Origin of the sequence: Glycomyces sp. TRM65418, from assembly GCF_019710475.1 — a bacterium.
In the GTDB taxonomy this organism is placed as follows: domain Bacteria; phylum Actinomycetota; class Actinomycetes; order Mycobacteriales; family Micromonosporaceae; genus Glycomyces.
In genome coordinates, this window is sequence record NZ_JAJFAX010000002.1 from 43,411 (window position 1) to 63,031 (window position 19,621).

Here is a 19,621-nt window from a genome sequence, read left to right on the forward strand (position 1 = left end):
GCGAAGCATGGGTCGCTCGGGGTGCGGCTACCTGCCGGCGGTGCGCTCGTTCTCGCTGCAGAACGCCTCGTACATCTCGGCGAGGGTCTGCTTCTGCTTCGCGGTGAGCTCGCGGTCGGTCGCGATCGCCAGCGGCATCGCCGAACCGTTCTCGGAGTGGCCCATCCCGGCGCGCAGGTACATGATCGGCGTGGCCATCCGCAGCGCCAGCGCCAACTGGCGCAGCACCGCGCCGCTCGGACGGCGCACACCGCGCTCGCCCTGGAGGTAGGGGTTCGAGACCCCGGCGGAGTCGGAGAGCTCGCGTGTCGCGACGTGCGCGCGTTTGCGCACGTCCCGGACGAATGAGCTGAAGTCGCGATCTGTCACCCGCGTCACCATACGCGCCTTCCCTCGGAATCGCCACCCGACCCTGCCCGGCTTTCCCGGTATTCGGTACTACCGGACGACACCGACCTCACCCGATCAGTGGATATGAATCCGGCTCGGACAACGGTTGCGTCTCAACCGCTCGCCGTGGCGTGAAGCCAGCCGATACCATCGGGGGACGACGCGGCAATTCAGGGAGCGTCACGGACCGGATGGCGTCTGACGAGGAGGAGAACCGGTGAGCGTTCTGCAACGCTTGGAAAAACAACTGGAGGGCCTGTTCGAGGGCACCTTCAACAAGATGTTCAAGGGCGTTGTGCACCCGGTCGAGATCGCCAGCGCCATGCAGCGCGAGGCCGAGACCCACAAGGCGGTCCTCGCCGGCGGGCGCGTTCTGGTGCCGAACCGCTACGTCATCGACCTCTCGCCGCCCGACCACGACCGCCTCGCCCCCTATGCCGCGGCGCTCGCGCAGGAGCTGGCCCAGTCGCAGGCCGAGTTCATCGGCGAGAACGGCTGGACCGTCTACGGCGACGTCATCGTGGAGATCGAGCGCGGCGAGGGCCTCGACACGGGCATGTTCCGCGTCACCGCCGAGGTCGCGGCCCTGAACGAGGGCGTCGACCAGCCGGTCTCCGGCGGCGGCTACGGCCCCGCCCACCCGCAGGCCCCCACGGGCCCGGTCCTGGTGACCGCCGACGGCCGCCAGTTCTCGGTCGCCCACGGCGCCACCGTCATCGGCCGCGGCGAGCAGGCCCAGATCCGCCTGCCCGACGTCGGCATCTCCCGCCGCCACGTCCGCGTCGACTTCGACGGCCGCCAGGTCTCGGTCACCGACCTGGGCTCCACGAACGGCACCCTCGTCAACGGCCAGCGCATCGCCACCGTCTCCATGCAGCCCGGCGACGTCATCCAAATAGGCACCACCTCCCTGACGCTCCAAGCCGGATAGGGGTCCGTTGTGGCCCGGGCGGGCCGCCTGAGAGAAAATCTGAGCGGCGGCTCGCTCGTCGCAAGTACCGCTCCGCAGAGCTCCGCTTCAAGTACTAGCTCCTCACGAGGCTTGTCAGATTTCCGCTCAGACGGCCCCGGCGGCCCGGCACCTCAAGGGCCACAAGCAGTGGAACAGGCCGCGCGCCGGTGGGCTACCGTGTCCAGGACCGATCGTTCATTCGCTGGGAGCGCCGAATGCCTGAGATAGTCCAGACCGTCGCCCGGTTCGGGTTCCTCGTGCTGCTGTGGCTGTTCGTGTTCGCCGCGGCCCGGACGATCACCCGCGACCTGCTCGCCCAGCGCCGCCCCGCGGCCGCCGGGCCCGGGGCCGGTCCGGTCTCGGCCCCGCCCGCTCCCGGCCGCGGCGGTCGCCCGCAGGCCCCGCAGTCGGCGCAGTGGCTGGTCGTCACCACCGGCGAGTTGCAGGGCCGCCGGTTCGCGCTCTCCGGTCAGCCCATCTCGATCGGCCGCGCCCCCGACTCCACGATCGTCATCCGCGACGACTTCGCCTCGAACCGGCACGCCCGCGTGCGCCCGCAGGACGGCCAGTGGGTCGTCGAGGACCTGGGCTCCACGAACGGCACCTACCTGGGTCGCGCTAGAGTCACTGCACCCACGCCGGTCCCGCTCGGGGTGCCCATCCGGATCGGGCGTTCCTCCTTCGAGCTGCGTCCCTAGCAGCGCGGGCGAGGAGGCGGCGATGTCGGCATCGAACAGCGGGCGTGCCCGCGCTACGGCGGTTGATACATGAGTTTGCACCTGCGATACGCGGCCATCTCCGACCGCGGGGTGGTGAGGCAAGGCAACCAGGACTCGGTGTTCGCCGGGGCCCACTTCATCGCGGTGGCGGACGGCATGGGCGGCATGGCCGCCGGCGATCTCGCCTCGGCCATCGTGATCAACACCGTCGCCCGCCTGGACGTGCCCCCGCCCGCCGACTCGGTGGTCGACGAGCTGGCCGACGCCGTCGCCGACGCGAACCGCGCGATCCGCCGCTGCGTCGCCGACGACCCGCAGAAAGAAGGCATGGGCACCACGCTCACCGCCCTGTGGTTCGACGGCGAGTGGTTCAACCTGGTGCACATCGGCGACTCCCGCGCCTACCGGATGCGCGAGGGCGCCTTCGAGCAGATCACCGTCGACGACACGTACGTGCAGATGCTCGTCGACGAGGGCCGCATCACCGCCGAGGAGGCCGAGCGGCACCCGCAGCGTTCGCTGCTGCTGCGCGCGCTCGGGGCCTCCGAGGTCGAGCCGGCGTTCCAGACCATCAAGGGCGTCCCCGGCGACCGCCTGCTCCTGTGCTCCGACGGCCTCTCCGGGCCCGTCTCGGACGCCGACATCGCCCGCACCCTGCAGGGCGCCGCCACCCCGCAGGAGGCCGCCGAGACGCTGGTGCAGCAGGCACTCGACGCCGGGGCGCCCGACAACGTGACGGTGCTCGTCGCCGACGTCATCGCGGACGACCCGGGGGAGCAGCGGCAGCTCATCGGCGGGGCCGCGGCCGACGCCCGCCTGGCCGAGTCCGACACGGCCGTGCTGCGCGCGGTCAAGGAGGCCGAGGAGCCGAAGGCGGACGCCGAGGCCGAGACCGAAGAGGTCCAGCCGAAGGCGCGCAAGCAGGGCCGGGTGTGGCGCACGATCCTGGCCTGCCTCATCGTGCTCACCCTCGCCGCCGGGGGCGGCATGTGGTGGGTCCGCACGCAGTACTTCATCGGGGTCTCGGACGCGGGCAACATCAGCGTCTACCGGGGCCTCCCTTTTGAGGTGGCGGGGTACCGGGTCGCGTGGGTCGAAGTCGACTCCGGCCGCGCCGCCGAGGACGCCGTGGACGACGTCGAGACCGAGCTCGAGTCCGGGATCCGCGCCGACGGGATCGAGGACGCCGAGAGCCGGCTGGGCGAACTCGTGGACCCCGCCCCCACCAACGCCAACCTCGACCCGCTGTGTTCCTCTGCGGACACCGGCGCGGACTCCGTACCTGCGGCGGCGTCGGACTGCCGCGAGGACTGAGCGCTACCGTTGTAGGCTCACTGCGTCCTAGGGGGTGTCTCTGGGCACTCAGGCGCACAAGTACTTTGGTTGCAACCCGCGGAGCCGGCCCCCGGCGCCGGGGCGAAGCCGAACACCGTTGCCGCGGCGGAGCGCGCAGAGCCGCCGGCACCGGAGCCGAACGAGACGCGAGGGGAACTGATGGCCCAGCCCATGTCGGCGACCGCCCGGCCGGCGGGACCGTCCGAGACGCCGCTCACGCCCCTGTCGGGCATGCCCAAGCGCATCGGCACCGAGATCGCCATGCTCATCGCGGCCGGGGTCGCGGTGTTCCTCTTCCAGCTCACGATCGACCTGGCGCTCACGGAGACCACCACTTCGGTCACCTTCATGCTGCCGATCCTCATCTTCATCGTGTCGATGTGCGCCTGGACCGCCGTCAAGGTCCTCGCCCCTTACGCCGACCCGCTGTTCGTGCCGATCGCCGCGTTCCTCACCGGCGTCGGCATCGTCTACATCAGACGGATCGACCGCACCGCGATGACCGACGACCCCCTGCCGGCCGACGCCGGCGTCTTCGGCGGGCAGGGCGGACGCCAGCTCATGTACTACATGGCCGCCGTGGTCCTGCTGACGGTGTTCCTCGCGGTCGTGCGCAACCACCGGATGCTGCGCGGCTACGCGTACATCCTGCTGTTCGCGGGCATCGCGCTCGCCGCGCTGCCGGGTTTCCTGCCCTCCTCGATCTCCGAGTCCGGCGGTTCGAAGAACTGGATCCGCATCGGATCGTTCTCGGTGCAGCCGAGCGAGTTCGCCAAACTCATGCTGCTGATCTTCTTCGCCGTGTACCTGGTGCGCAAGCGCGACATGCTGTCGGTGGCGGGCAAGAAGATCCTCGGCCTCCAGCTGCCGCGCCTGAAGGACCTCGGGCCGATCGTCATCGTCTGGGCCGCCAGCCTCCTCATGCTCGTCATGGAGCGCGACCTCGGCACCTCGCTGCTGCTGTTCAGCATCTTCCTGTCGATGCTGTACATGGCGACGCGGCGGGCCTCCTGGATCCTCATCGGCCTCGCCATGTTCGTGGGCGGCTGCATCGCGATCTACCCGTTCTTCGGGCACCTCCAGACCCGCGTGGCGATCTGGCTCGACCCGTGGAAATACGTCAACGACCCGGTGAACGACTCCTACCAGCTCGTGCAGGGCCTGGTCGCGCTCAACAGCGGCGGCCTCCTCGGCAACGGCCCCGGGGCCGGCAACCCGAACCTCATCCCCGCCTCCGAGTCGGACTTCATCCTCGCCGCGATCGGCGAGGAGGTCGGCCTCATCGGCCTCATCGCGATCCTCCTGGTGTACGCGATCCTCGTCGAGCGCGGCTTCAAGACCGGCATCATGTCGCGCGACCTGTTCGGCAAGCTCATGGCCGGCGGCCTGGCGTTCCTGGTCGCGTTCCAGCTGTTCGTGGTCTTCGGCGGCGTCACCGGGCTCATCCCGATGACCGGCCAGACCACGCAGTTCCTCGCCGCGGGCGGCTCCTCGCTCGTCGGCTCCTGGCTCCTGATCGGCCTCCTGGTCCGCGTCTCCGACGACGCCCGCAAACCCTGGCAGGCCTCGTACGGCCTCCAGAAGACCGAGGCCCCGCCGGAGTTCCTCGCCGAGCAGGCCGCCCGCCGGGCCGCCGAGAAGGCCGAGCTCGCGGGCGTGGCCGACTCCGGCCCGATCCCCGGCGGCGACCAGCCGACCGCGCTCATCATCCCCGGCCACCTGCAAGGACCCGGCAGCAGCACCGTGGAAGAGGACGTGCTCGGAGCGACCGGCCCGATGTCCCCCCCGACCGGCGGATCCACCGGTCAGCCCGGCGGCCACACCAGCCCTCCCGGCGGCTCCACGGGCCGCCCCGCCCACCCCGGCAGCCCGGCCGGACCGCAGTACTCGCCGCCTCCGCCGCCGAACTCGGCCTTCGGCGGGCCGAGCAGTCCCCCGTCACCGCCGCTGCACAGCCCGCCCGGGAACACCACCCGCCCCGCCCCGCAGAGCCCGCCCCCGCCGCCCGACTCGGCGTTCGGCAGCCCCCCGAGGAACGGCGCCCCCTACAACAGTCGACCCCGGTCCTCCGAAGACCAACGTAGAGAAGGGGACTCATGAACCCGGCCCTGCGACGCATGGGCGTCATCGCGCTGCTCCTCCTGGGCGCCCTCATCGTCCAGTCCACCTGGGTGGGCTTCTTCCACCACGACGAGTACGAGGGCGTGGCCGCCGGCCGCACCCTCATCGACGAGTACGGCGTGCCGCGCGGCAAGATCCTCGCCGGCGACCTCGTCATCGCCGAGTCGGTCCCCACCGACGGCGGCGACTACGCCTACCAGCGGGTCTACCCCGAAGGTGAATACTTCGGGAACATCACCGGCTTCAAGGCCCTGCACTACGGCGTCTCCAACCTGGAGGAGGCCATGAACCCGCTGCTCAACGGCACCAGCTCCCTCCTGGCCTTCGACGACTTCTGGGCCACGGTCCTCAAGGAGCGCAAGCCGGGCGGCAACGTGGTGACCACCCTCGACCCCGAGCTCCAGAAGGCCGCGTACGACGCGCTCGCCGCCACGGGCGTCAAGGGCGGCGCGGTCGTCCTCGACCCGCGGACCGGGAGAATCCTCGCCGAGGCCTCCTATCCCGGCTGGGACCCGAGCGGGGTCGCCTCGCCCAGCGGCGAGACCGCCAAGGAGGCCTGGGAGGCCGTCAACGCGGACGAGGACAACCCGGCGCGCGACCGCACCCGCCTCGAGTTCTACCCGCCCGGTTCGACCTTCAAGACCATCGTGGCCGCGGCGTTCATCGAGAACGGCGGCAAGGCCGACTCGATGGTCCCGGCCGGGAACGGCTACACCGCCCCGAACACGGACCACGAGATCCGGAACTCCAACGACCAGTGCCCCGATGAGGAGATGACCCTCGAAGAGGCCTTCGCGAAGTCGTGCAACACCACGTTCGCCCGGCTCTGCGTCGAGGAGCTCACTGCCGAGCAGATCACCGAGATGGCCGAGTCCTTCGGCTTCGGCGAGGCGTTCGAGACGCCGCTGCCCTCGGTGGCCTCCGATACGGGCGACCTCACCGAGGAGGCCTTTCGTGCGCAGGCCTGCATCGGCCAGCAGGACGTGAAGGAGACCGTCCTGCAGAACGCGCTCATCGCCGCGACCATCGCCAACGACGGCGAGCTGATGGCTCCGCAGCTCATCGCCGAGCTCACCGACTCCGAGGGCGAGACCGTCCAGAAGGGCGACGAGGACAGCCGCGGCCGCGTCATCGACATCGACACCGCCCAGGAGATGCGCATCCTCATGGAGGCCGTGGTCGACGAGGGCGGCACCGGAACGACCGCCCAGGTCGACGGCTACACGGTGGGCGGCAAGACCGGCACCGCCGAGCACTCCGACTCCAGCGACAACACCCTGCCCGACCACGGCTGGTTCCACGGCTGGGCGATGAACGGCGACGACGAGCCGGCCGTCGCGGTCGCCGTGTTCCTCGACTCCTACGGCGACGGCGCCTCCGCGAAGGCCGCCGATATCTCGGGGAACCTCATGGAGCAGGTCCTGGAAGGGCAGGACTGACCGGCGGCTCGCACGCACGGCCGCGCCCGCGAGCCGTGCGGCGGCCTCGCCGAGCCCGCGAGTGACCGAGCGCGCATAGCGGCAAAGACACGATTTCCTCACGATCTTCTGATGCGGCAACCGAAGCAGCCGCCAGGGCGTGGATCTTCGAGACGGTCTCGACGGCCTGGTGCTGGGCGGCCTGCCAGTAGACTGAAGCGTCGACCCCGGAGCTGATCCGCCCTGAGAAATGAGGAGACGCCGTGTTGAGCCCCGAAATGCTCCTCGGGCAACGCTATCGCCTGCGCGAACGCGTTGCCGTCGGCGGCATGGGCGAGGTCTGGCGGGCCGAGGACACCGTCCTGGAGCGGACCGTGGCCGTCAAGGCCATGCTGCCCGCACTCCTGAGCGAGCCCGGCTTCGCCAAGCGTTTCAGCGCCGAGGCCAAGACCGTGGCCGCCCTCACCCATCCGCACATCGTCAACGTCCACGACTTCGGCAACGCCGACCTGCCCAGCGGCGAGACCACCGCCTACCTGGTGATGGAGTTCATCGAGGGCAAGTCCCTCGCCGACCTCCTCGCCGCACGCGGGCGGATCGACGCCCGCGAGCTCATGCCGATCATCGCCGCGACCGCCGAAGCGCTCCAGCAGGCCCACGAGCGCGGCATCATCCACCGCGACATCAAGCCCGGGAACATCCTGGTGCGCGACCGGGACGGCCAGGCGGTGCTCACCGACTTCGGCATCGCCCGCTCGGGCGCCTCCGGCGACCTCACCGCCACCGGCTCGGTCATGGGCACCGCCTCCTACATCGCCCCCGAGCAGGCCGAGGGCACGGGCGTGCTGCCCGCCTCCGACATGTACTCGCTCGGCGTCGTCGCCTTCCACGGCCTCACGGGGCACCGGCCCTTCACCGCCGAGAACCCCATCGAGCTCGCCCTCCACCACGTGCGCACGCCGCCCCCGCCGCTGCCGCCGGACGTCCCGCCGGGCGTGCGCGCGTTCGTCGAGCGGTCCATGGCCAAGAACCCGCACCAGCGCTTCGCGAGCGCCGCCGACATGGCCGCCGCCGCGCGCGTCGCGGTCGACGCGCCCCCGTCGACCTCGGTCATGCCGCCCGTCGGCCGGCTCCCGCGCCGCGCGGGCATGGTCCCGATGGGCGGGCCGCCCGCGGGCGTCGCCGAGCCCGCGCCGGTCGCCCCGCAGACGCCGATCGGCTCGCCGCAGCACCCCGCCTCGCCGCCCGGCATCGAACTGGGAGCCGTCCCGCCGCCCCCGGCGTCCAAGCCGCGTATGAGCAGTGGGCTCGTCAAAGTCCTCGCGGGCGTGGTCGGGCTGGTCGTGCTCGGCGGTATGGTGTTGCTGCTCCTGCAGTTGAACGGCGGCGGCACGCCCGGCGGCGAAGAGACGACCTCGGACACGCAGACCGAGGAGACCGCCGACGAAGACCCCACGCCGCAAGAGGAGACTTCCGAACCCGAAGACCCCGGCCAGGAGACCGGCGGCGGAGGCATTGGGTCCTGCCTGCTAGACGACTGTGATCGATAGCGGGCTTTCCGCCCTGCTCCTGCCATTAGAATCAAGCCGCGATGAACGGAACACGAGGACGTAAAACGCGATGACGACAGAGCCCCGCCTACTGGGCGGCAGATACGAGATCGGCGAGGTCGTCGGCTACGGAGGCATGGCCGAGGTCCATCGCGGTCGCGACCTGCGCCTCGGTCGTGACGTCGCGGTCAAGCTGCTGCGGGCCGACCTCTCTCGTGACGAGTCGTTCCTCATCCGCTTCCAGCGCGAGGCCCAGAACTCCGCCTCGCTCAACCACCCCAACATCGTCGCGGTCTTCGACACCGGCGAAGAGGCCGGCATCCCCTACATGGTGATGGAGTTCGTCAACGGCCGGACCCTCAAAGAGGTCCTCATCGCCGAAGGCCGCTTCGACTACGCCTCGGCGTGCGAAGTGGTCGCCGACATGTGCTCGGCCCTGGACTTCTCCCACAAGCACCACATCATCCACCGGGACGTCAAGCCCGGCAACGTGATGCTCTCGGACACCAACCAGGTCAAGGTCATGGACTTCGGCATCGCCCGGGCCCTGGCCAGCGGCCAGGCCACCATGACCCAGACCAGCGCGGTCATCGGCACCGCGCAGTACCTCTCGCCCGAGCAGGCCCGCGGCGAGACCGTGGACGCCCGCTCGGACGTCTACGCGGTCGGCTGCGTCCTCTACGAACTGCTCGTGGGGCACCCGCCGTTCACGGGCGACAACCCCGTCTCCGTGGCCTACCAGCACGTCCGCGAGGAGGCCCGGCCGCCTTCGGAGCTCAACCCGAACGTCCCGCCCTCCGTGGACGCCGTGGTCATGAAGGCGCTCGCGAAGAACCCCGAGAACCGGTACCACTCGGCCGGCGAGATGCGCGAGGACCTCATCCGCGCCGCCCGCGGCCAGGCCGTCATGGCCCCCGCGGTCATGAGCGAGGGCGAGCGGACCCAGATCATCGACGCGGACGCGACCGCGCCGATCAGGCCCATCGAGACGGCGTCGAGCAAGCGCCGCCCGTGGCTCATCGCCATGGGGGTGATCCTCGCGCTGGTCGCGGTGGCCGCGGCCGGGTGGGGCCTCATGAAGATGCTCGACGAGCCGGCCATGGTCCCGGTGCCGAACGTGATCGGCCAGACCGAGGAGGCCGCGACGGACATGCTCGCGGCCGAGGGCTTCAAGGTCGAAGTCGCGCAGGTGGTGGCCGAGGTCCCGGACGACCCCGGCATCGGTCTGGTCGCCGAACAGGATCCCGAGCCCGGCACCGAAGAGGCGGATGGGGCGACGGTGACCATCACGGTCATGGTCAAACCCGACCCCGTTGTCGTCGAAGACGTCGTCGGCGAGCAGTTCGACGAGGCCAAGGCGACGCTCGAAGAGCTCAACCTCGTGGTCGAGCGGAAGGAAGAGGCGAGTACCGCGCCGGCAGGCGAAGTCCTGAGCCAGACCCCCGAGGCCGGGGAAGAGGTCGAGATCGGCACCCCGGTGACGCTCGTCGTCTCGGCCGGCGGCCAGGCCACCGTCCCGGACGTGGTCGGCATGACCGTCGAGACCGCGAGGAACGCGCTGGAGGACGCAGGCTTCAACGCGGAGGTCGTCTGGGGCAACGGTGGCGACACTGCGAACGTCGTCTACGCGCAGGACCCGGGCAGCGGCTCCACCGAGTCCGTGGACACCACGATCACCATCACCGCTCAGGGCGTGGTGGTCCAGTGGGACGCCTCGACGACGCCGCAGGCGCTCGCGGACACGCTGAACGGGATGGGCCTCACCGCCACCGTCGACGGCGACCCGGAGGCCGCGGCCATCGAGAGCGTCTCCGGTCCCGACGGGGGGCTCACCAGCGGCGACGTCGTCGCCCCGGGTTCCGAGATCACCATCGTCCCGGCCCCGGATGACGGCAACGGCGGCGGGGGCGGCGGTGGCGGCAACGAGACCACGCCGGAGGATGAGACCTGCGGCCCGTTGGACCCGCCGTCCTGCGAGAACGAGAACTAGCGACGCCGACCGGCGCCGACGAGGGAGGGCCCCGCCGCGACACCGCGGCGGGGCCCTCCTTCGTCCGCGAGTCGACGGCGGAAAACGGCGCGCTCCCCTCCCGCGGGTGAGCGCGCCGAAGTCCTGCAGGCCGGATCGGATCAGTTCGCCGGGCACTGGCGGTCGGCGGCCTCGGTGAAGTCGGGGACCTGCCGGGCCTGCGCCTCTTCGACCGTCTCGGCCGGGCCGTTGCGCCGGATGTCCTCGATGAGCCACTCCATCTCGAGGATCTCCCGCCGCTGCGCCTCGCTGATCTGCGCGGCGAGCTCGCAGACCCGCACGTCGGCGATCTGGGCCCGCTCGGACCTGGTGATCGCCAACGAGTGGTGGGGGATCATGGCGCTCATCCACCCGGCGTCCTCCACGGTGGCCTGGCTGCGGTCGAGGAACGCGCCGCCGCCGAGCAGGAGCAGGCTCACCGCGACGACGCCGAGGTTCGCTTTGGTGTTGCGGTACATGTTCAGCATCCACGCCAGCATGATCAGGCCCATGGCCCCGCCCATGGTGAGCGCCATGAACATGCGGCTCTCGCTCCAGCGGACGTGCCCCCATTCCCAGGTGCCGACGTACATCGCGGCGTACATGACGACCATGCCGGTCAGGATCATCGCCGCGAACCGCAGGTACCTCTTCATGTCGTGCCGTCGACCCGTCTTGTCGGCGCCCTTCGCATCGTGCTCGTCCTTCACTGGAAAACTCCGTTCGTCGTGGGTCCTCGCCACGCTTCAGCGTGCCGCCGTATCGCTCCGCGCGCTTCCATTCCGCCTCGATTGCGGTAACCCGCAGCCAGGCGCAATAAACTGAGCGCCGCTCAGCGGAGGCCCGATCTCGACCGCCGGACACCAGCAGGGCCCCGACCTGTGGGTCGGGGCCCTGCTGCTCTCGTTCGCCGCGCTTCGACCCGCCTCGGTCTTCTGCGCGGCCACGGGACGGGGCTGAGGACCACCCCCGCCGCCGGGCTTGCGGCGTCCCGGACCCGTTCCCCGAGCCCGGGGCGCGGTCCTATGCGGGCTCGATGCCGCCTTCGAGGATGCGGACCATGATCGGGTTGTCGAAGTAGATGTCGTTGAGCTCGTACGAGCCCGGGTCGACCGACTTCACCCGCTCGCCCTCCACGGCGTAGCTGACGCGCTGGTTCATGAACAGCGGCAGCCGCGGCAGGGTCTCGTTGAAGACGATGCCGAGGGTCTTGTTCGCCGCGGCCTGCTCCTCCTCAGTGCCCTGCTGGGACTTGAGGTACAGGTCGTTGACGTTCACCGTGCCCTGCGAGGCCGTCTCGACCGCGTCGACCGCCAGGCCCATGCCCGGCGCGTCGGCGGTGTTCGAGTTGTCGGTGAACCAGGTCATCTGCCAGGCGCCGTACACGTACGGCACGAACGGGTTGCCCCACTGGCGCACCGCGATGTCGAACTCGCCCGCGCCCCAGATGCCCCACGGGTTGTCGCCGGGGACGTTCTCGTACGACACCGCGATGCCGAACTCCTTCAGCTGCGCGGCGGCCTGCTCGCCGGAGAGGACGAAGTCGGTCCAGCCCTCGACGCCGATGATCGTGTACTCGGCCAGCGAGCCGTCGGCCTTGTGCCAGCCGTCCGACTCCTTCGTCCAGCCGGCCTCCTCCAGCAGGCTCGCCGCCTTGGCGTGGTCGGCCGTGTAGTACTCCAGCTCGACGTCGTCGAACAGGCCCTCGGCGTGCGGGTCCGCGAGGCCCGTGAAGGTCGCCGGGATGTAGTAGCCCCCCGCGCCCTTCGCGATCTCGCCGATGGACTCGGCGTCGAAGACGTACTGCAGGCCCTTGCGCACCCGCACGTCCTGGAACTCCGGGAACCGCTTGTAGTTGAGCATGAGGCCGATGCCGTCGAAGCCGGGCGTCGACAGCTCCTTCAGGCCCTCGACGCCGGCGATGGTCTGCCGGTCGGTCGCCCCGAGCACGTGGGTCGCGTAGTCGATCTCACCGGTCAGGTAGAACTGCACGACGCCCGAGTTGTCGGCCTTCTGCACCTCGAAGGTCGCGAACTTCACCTGGTCGGCGAACAGGCCGTCCGGGTGCACCGTGTAGGTGATGACGGTTTCGCCGATGGTGTCGAACTTGTAGGCGCCGCATGTGATGAACCCGTCCTCGGCGTCGAGGAAGTCCTCGGCGGCGATCTTCTCGGCCAGCGCCGACTGCTCCGGGGAGCCCTGGAGCTGCCCGGCCTCGACCAGGCCCTGGGCCTCGTCGCCCCACGCGCCGTACCGCGAGTACGGGAGCACCTGGGTCTTGACCACGCCGTGCTCGACGCCCGGGAACGCCTCCGAGTAGGTCACCGTCACGGTGGCGTCGTCGTCGGCGGTCGCCGACACGAACTGGTCCCAGCCCACGGTGCCCTGCGCGGCGTTGAGCCGCTGCAGGTACAGCGAGGACACGACGTCCTTCGCGGTGAAGTCGGTCCCGTCGGTCCACTTGACGCCCGTGCGGAGCTTCAGCGTCAGCACGGTGCCGTCCAGGGTGATCGACTCGGCCAGCTGCGGGATCCACTCCAGGCTGTCCCAGTCCAGGATGCCCAGGCGGGGGATGAACAGCTCCGCGTTGGGCGCCGCCGTCAGCAGCGCCGCGTTGTTGATCGCGGCGTTGTAGTGCTGCGTGGTCGTGTCGAACGGGTAGGCGAACACGAACGTGCCGTTCGCGTCGTCGCCTTCCGCGCCTTCGGCCTGGCAGGCCCCGAGCACGCTCGTGGTCGCAACGGCGCCGGCGCCGAGGCCGACCGCCTGCATGAGGTTGCGTCGGCTGAGCTCGAATCGCTGAGAGGTCATCGCCGTTTCCTTTCAATGTAGAGGGCTGAAATCGAGATGAGGATGAGGAGCAGCCCGAGGCCGACGGTCAGCGCGCTGACCGCGGACTCCGCGGTTCCCGAAGGGGTGAAGAGCAGGAGGAGCGCCGCGCTCAGGGCCAGGAAGACCCCGAACCCGAGTCCCAGTCGGGCGATCAGGCCGACCATGCCGCGCCTCGCAAGGTCTGTGGATCTTCGGCGGTCTCACCGGAGGCGGGGCGCCGCGAGCCGGGGACGGCCTCGAACGTGACGGTCCGGTCCTCGGCCCGCTCGCGGTCGCGGTCGACCACGTGGCAGGACACCCGCCGCCGCGAAGCGACCTGCAGCGACGGCTCGGCGCCGTCGCACAGGCCCGGTTCGAAGGCCGGGCACCGCGGGTGGAACGCGCACCCGGCGGGCAGGTCGTGGAGGCTCGGGATCTCGGCGGAGCGGAGCTGCTCCGCCGAGCGGTTCGCCCGCGCCAGGTCCGGGTCCGGCTCGCACACCGCGCCGATGAGGGCCTTGGTGTACGGGTGCTGGGGATTCCCGATGACCTCCGGGGTGGGGCCGTGCTCGACGACCTTCCCCAGGTACATGACCGCGATCTCGCCGTCCCACGCGAAGTACTTCGCGACGGCGAGGTCGTGGGTGATGAACAGGAAGCCGACGTCGAGCTCGTCGCGCAGCCGCCCGAGGGTGTTGAGCAGACTCACCCGGATCGACACGTCCAGCATGGAGGTCGACTCGTCGCAGATGAGCAGCTCGGGGTCCATCGCCAGCGACCGCGCGACGTTGACGCGCTGGCGCTGGCCGCCGGAGAGCTGGTGCGGGTAGGCGTCCAGGTAGGACTCGGGCGGGGTGAGGTCGACGAGCCGCAGCAGCTCGGCGGCCTTGGCCCGCGCCTCGGCCTTGCCCTTGACGAGGCCGTGCCGCTTGAGCCCGGCGGTGAGCGTCGAGTAGACCGTCCGCGTCGGGTTGAGGGCCGCGTACGGGTCCTGGTGTATGTACTGCACCGCGCGCCGGAAGCGGGCGCGCTCGGCCGCGTTCATCGCGTCGAGGGCCCGCCCGCGGAACTCGACGGACCCGCCGGTGGGCCGGGTGATCCCGGCGGCCGCGCGGGCGGTCGTGGTCTTGCCGCAGCCGGACTCGCCGACGAGGCACAGGACCTTGCCCGGCTTGACCTCGAGGTCGACGCCGCCGACGGCGGCGACGGGGCCCTTCTTGGTGTCGAATACCTGTTCCAGGCCCGACAGCTTCAGCAGCGGGGCCGGCGGGCGCGAAGCGCCCTCCGGTTCGGGGCCGTGGGCGGGGCGACGGGTGGGAACCTCAGACATTCGCAGCCTCCTTCCGCGCGAAGCGGACCTGGTCGTGGTGCAGGCACGCGGCCGCGTGCGTCATGCCGAGCGGGCGCTCGGTGAGCAGGTCGAGTTCGATCCTGTCCCTGCGGCACTCGTCGGTGGCGAAGGCGCACCGCGGGTTGAACGCGCACCCGTCCGGCATCGCCTTGAGGCTCGGCGGATAGCCCGGGATGGACTCCAGCGCGGGCCGGTCGCCCTTGACGGGCATGACCGCGTTGATCAGGCCCGCCGTGTAGGGGTGCTTGGGCCCGTGGAAGATGTCGCGGGCCGAGCCGGTCTCGATGATGCGCCCGGCGTACATGGTGGCGACCCGGTCGGCGAGTTCGGCGGCGAGGCCGAGGTCGTGGGTGATGAACACCATCGTGAACCCGAAGCGCTTCCGCAGCTCATGGAGCTGCTGCACGATCGAGCGCTGCGTCAGGAGGTCCAGGGCCGTGGTCGGCTCGTCGAGGACGAGCACCTGCGGATCGAGGGCGATCGCGAGGGCGATGAGCGCGCGCTGCTTCATGCCGCCCGACAGCTCGTGCGGATAGGACTGGAGCACCCGGTCCGGGTCGAGCCGGACGGTCTCCAGCAGCTCCCCGGCGCGGGCCTCGACGGCGGCCTTCGTCCACTTCTTGCCGTCCGCGTGGTCGCGGAGGGTGTCGGCGAAGTGCTCCCAGATCTTGATGACGGGGTTGAAGGCGTTCATCGCGCCCTGGAAGACCATGGCGGCCTCGTTCCAGCGGAAGCGGCGCAGCTGCTCCTTCCTCATCTGCAGCAGGTCGGCGGTGGAGCCGTCCTTGAGCCGGTACGCGAGCGAGCCGGAGGTGATCTCGCCCAGGCCCGGCAGCAGGCGCAGCAGTCCCAGCCCGAGGGTGGTCTTGCCGCAGCCGGACTCGCCGACGAGCGCCAGGGACTGTCCTTCGTAGAGGTCGAGGTCGACGCCGCTGACGGCGGTCACCGACTCCTTCCGGCCGGTGCGGTACGCGATCGAGAGGTCGCGGACGCGGAGAATCGGGTCGGTCATGGTCTCACCTTTCCCTCAGGCGCGGGTTGAGGGCCTGGTCGAGGCCGCGGCCCATGGTCACCAGCCCGATCGTGAAGAGCACGATCATGATCAGCGGGGCGAGGACGTACGGCAGCGTGTTCGGGTTGAGATGGAAGTTGTTGCTCCAGGACATGTGGATCATCAGGCCCCAGTTCGGCGTGCCGGAGGGCATGAGGCCGAGGACGTAGAGGCCGACGATCGCGTAGATCGCCTGGTTCACCGAGATGACGAAGTTGACGAAGATGAACCCGGCCATGTTCGGCAGGATCTCCCGGAAGACGATCCGGGCGGGTCCGAGGTTCTGGAGCCGGGCGGCTTCGACGAACTCGCGCTCCTTGAGGGACATGACCTGCGCGCGGATGGACCGGAACAGGAACGCCCACATGGTGGAGCCGACGACGACCGCGATGCCCCACGGCGGGATGTCGTCGAAGAACGCGACGACCGCGAGCATGAGCAGGAACTGCGGGATCGTGACGGTGACGTCGGTGAGCTGGAGCAGGACCGCGTCGATCTTCCCGCGGAAGTACCCGGCGACGGACCCGAAGGCGACGGCCACGCACACGGCCATGAGCGCCGCGAGCGTGCCGACCCAGATCGGCTCGGCCCCGGAGTTGACCAGGATCGTGAAGGTGTCCTTGCCTTCGTACTGCGTGCCCAGCCAGTGCTCGGCCGACGGCGCGGTCCAGATCTTCGACGTGTCCGTCGGGTTGTGCTGGTCGACCAGGAGCGGCCCGACGAAGGAGAACAGGACGATCCCGAGCACGAGGACCGTGCCGGCGAACCCGGCGGGGGAGCGGGTGACCCCGGTCCACACCTGCCCGAAGAAGGTCTCTCGGAACTGCTTCCGGGGCTTGGCGATGACGTCGTCCACAGTGCTCATCACGCCTCCTGGTCCTGGTTCTTGATGCGGGGGTCGATCTTGACCAGGACGAGGTCCACGATCAGGCTGGCGATGACCACGGAGGTCGCCAGGACGATCACGGCGGCCTGCACGACCGGGTAGTCCCGGTTGCCGATGGCCTGCATGAGCATCTGGCCCGCGCCGGGGTAGTCGAGGATCTGCTCGATGACGATCGAGCCGCCGACGAGCGTGCCCATCTGGAGCGCGACCTGCGGGATGATCGGCAGCATCGCGTTGCGGCCCACGTAGCCGCGGCTGATGCGGCCGGGCTTGAGGCCGCGGGCCTGCGCCACCGTCACGTAGTCCTCGGTGAGGACCTCGGTGGTCGCGGCCTTCATGTTGAGCATGAACGAGCCGGTCGCGGTGAACGCGAACGCGATGATCGGCAGGAAGGCGTGGAAGAGCGCGTCGCCGAAGAACACGAGGTTGAAGCCCGGTTCGACGCCGGCGCTGACCCGGCCGCGCATGTCGAGGAACGGCAGGACCCCGAGCACCGTGAAGCCGATGACGACGACCGCGGCGATGAGGATGTAGTTCGGCACGCCCGTGAGGAACGACCCGATGGAGGTCATGACGTGGTCGAAGGCCGAGCCGCGCCGATAGGCCATGGCCATGCCGATCGACAGGCCCACCACCGTGGCCAGGACGACGCCCGCGCCGACCGCGAACAGCGTCCACGGCAGGTACTCCATGACGTGGTCGAGGACGGACTTGCTCGGGTTGGTGAGCGAGTTGCCCAGGTCGAGCGTGACCAGTCCCTTGAGGAAGCCCAGGTACTGCGTCCAGACGCCGGCGTCGGGGTCGTAGTTGACGATGTTCGACGCCGTGGCCATGGCCTGCTCGTGCGACATGCCGGCGCTGTTGAGGCGTCCGGCCATGATCTCGATCGGGTCGCCCGGCATGAAGTGCATGAGCAGGAAGGTGATCGTCGAGACCAGCCAGACCACGAACACGGACTGGAGGATGCGGCGGAAGGCGTAGGAGGCCCAGACGCGTCGCAGGACGCGGGCGGCGATGCGGGGCGGACCGTCCGCAACGCTCGGTTGCGGCTCGACCGACTTGCGGCTCGCGGGCTTCGCCGAGCCCGCCTCCGGCGGTGGTGCAGCGGCAGGTGCGGTCACCTCGTGGCACTCCTTCGTGCGCTAGTCGGAACTGCGGCTCGCGAGCGTCGACCGGCTTCGCCGTCCATGGCTCGCGGGCGTCGACTCGCATCAGTGGTGCAGGGAGTCCGAAACAAATTGGAAAGATTGTTTCTAGTTAACGAACTTACCTGCCGTGACCCGGCGCACGCCAGCCTTGAGACGGAATCGTTACGTTGAACTTCAGGGGGCGTTTTCCCTGCTCTCATCGCGCGGGCGCCGACCGACGGTAGCCGGTTCGCCCCGCCCCCATCCAGGCGTCCGGGCCGCCTCGCGCCATACCGGGCCGCCACGGGGACCGATCCGCCCGTTCGGCCGAGCCGCCGTCCTCCGCGCGGCGGCCGCGAGGCCGATGTGACGATCGCCTCCCGGGCCCGGAGTCCGGACCCCGGAACGAAGCCAGTACGCTCGTACTGTTACGAGCAGTCCGCTCCGCGTCGGTGAAGGCGCTGCCGCTGAAGGCGCAGTGCCTGCAACAGGCGCAGTCGAACCAGGCGCGGCGAGCGCAAGGAGAGGTCCAAACCCATGGCGAAGATCAAGGTCGCGAACCCGGTCGTCGAACTCGACGGCGACGAGATGACCCGCATCATCTGGAGCAAGATCAAGGACGAGCTGATCCACCCCTACCTGGACGTGGACCTGAAGTACTACGACCTCTCCATCGAGCACCGCGACGCCACCGACGACCAGGTCACCGTGGACGCCGCCAACGCCATCAACGAGCACAACGTCGGCGTCAAGTGCGCGACCATCACCCCCGACGAGGCCCGCGTCGAGGAGTTCGGCCTCAAGAAGATGTGGCGCTCCCCGAACGGCACCATCCGCAACATCCTCGGCGGCGTGGTCTTCCGCGAGCCGATCATCATGAGCAACGTCCCCCGCCTCGTCCCGGGCTGGACCAAGCCGATCATCATCGGCCGCCACGCGCACGGCGACCAGTACAAGGCCACCGACTTCAAGGTCGACCGCCCCGGCACGCTCACCGTCACCTTCACCCCCGACGACGGCTCCGCGCCGATGGAGTTCGAGGTCGCCCGCTACCCGGAGGGCGGCGGCGTGGCCATGAGCATGTACAACTACAAGAAGTCCATCGAGGACTTCGCCCGCGCCTCGTTCCGCTACGGCCTGGCCCGGAACTACCCGGTGTACATGTCCACCAAGAACACCATCCTCAAGGCCTACGACGGCATGTTCAAGGACGTGTTCCAGGAGGTCTTCGACAACGAGTTCAAGGCCGAGTTCGACGCCAAGGGACTCACCTACGAGCACCGCCTCATCGACGACATGGTCGCCGCGGCCATGAAGTGGGAGGGCGGCTACGTCTGGGCCTGCAAGAACTACGACGGCGACGTCCAGTCCGACACCGTCGCCCAGGGCTTCGGCTCGCTCGGCCTCATGACCTCCGTGCTCATGACCCCCGACGGCAAGACCGTCGAGGCCGAGGCCGCCCACGGCACCGTGACCCGCCACTACCGCGCCCACCAGCGCGGCGAGAAGACCTCGACCAACCCGATCGCCTCGATCTTCGCGTGGTCGCGCGGCCTCGCCCACCGCGGCAAGCTCGACGGCACCCCCGAGGTCACCGGCTTCGCGAACGATTTGGAGAAGGTCGTCGTCGACACCGTCGAGAGCGGCAAGATGACCAAGGACCTGGCGCTGCTCATCGGCCGCGACCAGGAGTGGCAGACCACCGACGAGTTCCTCGACACCCTGTCGGAGAACCTCGCCAAGGCCGTCTCCGCCAAGTGAGGACCCGCGGGCCCCGCCGAGGGGTCCGCGATCCGGCGGCGAACTCGTGCGAGCCGGCGCGTAACCGAGCCGCCGGAGGTTCGTTGTAGAAGGTGCGGTGACTCGCTGTAGCCACCGTCCCTTCCCAGTTGGAGGCCCCGG

The 19,621-nt window shown here is 69.9% G+C and carries 16 protein-coding genes; 8 read left to right on the forward strand and 8 right to left on the reverse strand.

Annotated features, from left to right (window positions below):
* Positions 1–27: 27 nt before the first annotated feature.
* A complete protein-coding gene (locus K3N28_RS05290; RefSeq protein WP_228091441.1) occupies positions 28–369 on the reverse strand; it encodes a helix-turn-helix domain-containing protein in 342 nt (113 codons plus the stop codon).
* Between the two features lie 238 nt (positions 370–607).
* Between K3N28_RS05290 and K3N28_RS05295 the strand changes: the two genes are divergently transcribed.
* The 7 genes from K3N28_RS05295 to pknB all read left to right on the forward strand — a co-directional run bounded on the left by K3N28_RS05295 (position 608) and on the right by pknB (position 10,475).
* Positions 608–1,321 carry a DUF3662 and FHA domain-containing protein gene (locus tag K3N28_RS05295; protein ID WP_228091442.1) on the forward strand — a complete coding sequence of 238 codons (714 nt, stop codon included), beginning with the start codon at positions 608–610 and terminating at the stop codon, positions 1,319–1,321.
* 236 nt (positions 1,322–1,557) lie between these two features.
* Positions 1,558–2,040: an FHA domain-containing protein gene (locus K3N28_RS05300; RefSeq protein WP_228091443.1), complete on the forward strand. Its 483-nt coding sequence runs from the start codon at positions 1,558–1,560 to the stop codon at positions 2,038–2,040.
* A gap of 69 nt (positions 2,041–2,109) precedes the next feature.
* Complete coding sequence (locus tag K3N28_RS05305; protein WP_228091444.1) at positions 2,110–3,375, forward strand: PP2C family serine/threonine-protein phosphatase; 1,266 nt, start codon at positions 2,110–2,112, stop codon at positions 3,373–3,375.
* A gap of 180 nt (positions 3,376–3,555) precedes the next feature.
* Positions 3,556–5,496 carry an FtsW/RodA/SpoVE family cell cycle protein gene (locus K3N28_RS23325; RefSeq protein WP_304608689.1) on the forward strand — a complete coding sequence of 647 codons (1,941 nt, stop codon included), beginning with the start codon at positions 3,556–3,558 and terminating at the stop codon, positions 5,494–5,496.
* Positions 5,493–6,956 carry a penicillin-binding transpeptidase domain-containing protein gene (locus K3N28_RS05315; RefSeq protein ID WP_228091445.1) on the forward strand — a complete coding sequence of 488 codons (1,464 nt, stop codon included), beginning with the start codon at positions 5,493–5,495 and terminating at the stop codon, positions 6,954–6,956. Before K3N28_RS23325 ends, K3N28_RS05315 begins: the two co-directional genes overlap by 4 nt.
* A gap of 242 nt (positions 6,957–7,198) precedes the next feature.
* A complete protein-coding gene (locus K3N28_RS05320; RefSeq protein ID WP_228091446.1) occupies positions 7,199–8,485 on the forward strand; it encodes a serine/threonine-protein kinase in 1,287 nt (428 codons plus the stop codon).
* 70 nt (positions 8,486–8,555) lie between these two features.
* Entirely contained in the window at positions 8,556–10,475 is a 1,920-nt protein-coding gene (gene pknB, locus K3N28_RS05325; protein WP_228091447.1) for a Stk1 family PASTA domain-containing Ser/Thr kinase, read from the forward strand.
* Between the two features lie 140 nt (positions 10,476–10,615).
* Here pknB and K3N28_RS05330 read toward each other — a convergent pair whose 3' ends face one another.
* From K3N28_RS05330 to K3N28_RS05360, 7 genes are all read right to left on the reverse strand, one after another.
* Entirely contained in the window at positions 10,616–11,149 is a 534-nt protein-coding gene (locus K3N28_RS05330) for a DUF305 domain-containing protein (protein ID WP_374209708.1), read from the reverse strand.
* Positions 11,150–11,516: 367 nt separating this feature from the next.
* On the reverse strand, positions 11,517–13,304 hold the full coding sequence (locus K3N28_RS05335) for an ABC transporter substrate-binding protein (RefSeq protein WP_228091449.1): 1,788 nt from the start codon (positions 13,302–13,304) through the stop codon (positions 11,517–11,519).
* On the reverse strand, positions 13,301–13,489 hold the full coding sequence (locus tag K3N28_RS05340; RefSeq protein ID WP_228091450.1) for a hypothetical protein: 189 nt from the start codon (positions 13,487–13,489) through the stop codon (positions 13,301–13,303). Before K3N28_RS05340 ends, K3N28_RS05335 begins: the two co-directional genes overlap by 4 nt.
* Positions 13,477–14,634 (reverse strand): ABC transporter ATP-binding protein, encoded by a 1,158-nt coding sequence (locus tag K3N28_RS05345; RefSeq protein WP_228091451.1) that lies wholly within the window; start codon positions 14,632–14,634, stop codon positions 13,477–13,479. The genes K3N28_RS05340 and K3N28_RS05345 overlap by 13 nt, the downstream gene beginning before the upstream one ends.
* Positions 14,627–15,667: an ABC transporter ATP-binding protein gene (locus K3N28_RS05350; protein ID WP_228091452.1), complete on the reverse strand. Its 1,041-nt coding sequence runs from the start codon at positions 15,665–15,667 to the stop codon at positions 14,627–14,629. Before K3N28_RS05350 ends, K3N28_RS05345 begins: the two co-directional genes overlap by 8 nt.
* 4 nt (positions 15,668–15,671) lie before the next feature.
* Positions 15,672–16,571, reverse strand: coding sequence for an ABC transporter permease (locus K3N28_RS05355; RefSeq protein ID WP_228091453.1), 900 nt, complete (start codon positions 16,569–16,571; stop codon positions 15,672–15,674).
* Positions 16,571–17,713 carry an ABC transporter permease gene (locus K3N28_RS05360; protein ID WP_228091454.1) on the reverse strand — a complete coding sequence of 381 codons (1,143 nt, stop codon included), beginning with the start codon at positions 17,711–17,713 and terminating at the stop codon, positions 16,571–16,573. Before K3N28_RS05360 ends, K3N28_RS05355 begins: the two co-directional genes overlap by 1 nt.
* A gap of 543 nt (positions 17,714–18,256) precedes the next feature.
* Here K3N28_RS05360 and K3N28_RS05365 point away from each other — a divergent pair.
* On the forward strand, positions 18,257–19,480 hold the full coding sequence (locus tag K3N28_RS05365) for an NADP-dependent isocitrate dehydrogenase (RefSeq protein ID WP_228091455.1): 1,224 nt from the start codon (positions 18,257–18,259) through the stop codon (positions 19,478–19,480).
* Positions 19,481–19,621: the final 141 nt, after the last annotated feature.